1 protein-coding gene is annotated in these 923 nt (G+C 66.8%); it reads right to left on the bottom strand.

The genetic code is table 11. The features are described 5' to 3' along the window. Positions 1–25: 25 nt before the first annotated feature. Positions 26–922 carry an ABC transporter permease gene (locus ENZ75_RS33000; RefSeq protein WP_245481357.1) on the bottom strand — a complete coding sequence of 299 codons (897 nt, stop codon included), beginning with the start codon at positions 920–922 and terminating at the stop codon, positions 26–28. Position 923: the final 1 nt, after the last annotated feature.

The raw sequence follows: 923 nt of genomic DNA on the forward strand, positions 1-923 counted from the left end.
GCAGCGATCTCACCGATGTCATCGCTCACCTCTCCTTGCGGCTGATCAGCACGCGCGCCGCCAGCACGATGATCAGGATGGCGCCGTTGGCGGCCACCTGCCAGTCCGGCGGGATGTGCATGAAGGTGAGCAGCGGCGAGGCGGCCAGCGCCAGCGTCAGCGCGCCGATCACCGCACCGATCGGCGACACCCGGCCGCCGACGAATTCGCCGCCGCCGAGGATGACGCCGGCGATCGCCAGCAGCGTGTAGCCATTGCCGATATTGGCGTCGGCCGAGGTGGTGATACCGATCAGCGCCATGCCGGACAGCACGCCGAACAGGCCGGCGAGCGCAAACAGCACAATCTTGGTTCGGAGCAGCGACCAGCCGGCGCGACCGAGCGCCGCCGGATTGCCGCCCGAGCCGCGCAAGATCACGCCGTAGGAGGTGCGCATAAGGCCGAAATGGACGATGAGGCCGATCAGCAGCGCCGCAATGATCGGGAACGGCACAAAAGGCGGCTTGAACGCCATCAGCCCGAGCAGCCAGTCCGGCGCCTTGCCGCCCGGCTTGGGCAGCACGAGAATGGCCAGCCCCTGCCAGACGAAGCTCATGCCGAGCGTCACCACGATCGACGGCAAATTGCGCAGATGGATCAGCGCCCCGAGCAGCGCATAGATGCCGATCGAGCCGAGCAGTATGGCGACGCCGATCAGCGGAGCGTCCTTCAGCCAGGTCGCGGTGACGCAGCCGACGAAACCGACGAAGGTGCCGATCGACAGGTCGAGTTCGTTGCCCGCGATGACGAACATCTGCGCGATCGTCGCCAGCGCGATCGGGATCGCCAGGTTCAGCATCAGGCTGAAGCCGAAATAGCTGATGGCGCGCGGGTTGAGCCAGGCGATGGCGATGAGCACCAACGCCAGCGACAGCGCCGGCAGC

This window comes from Mesorhizobium sp. M7A.F.Ca.CA.002.04.1.1, assembly GCF_004022805.1.
GTDB classification, from domain to species: domain Bacteria; phylum Pseudomonadota; class Alphaproteobacteria; order Rhizobiales; family Rhizobiaceae; genus Mesorhizobium; species Mesorhizobium ciceri.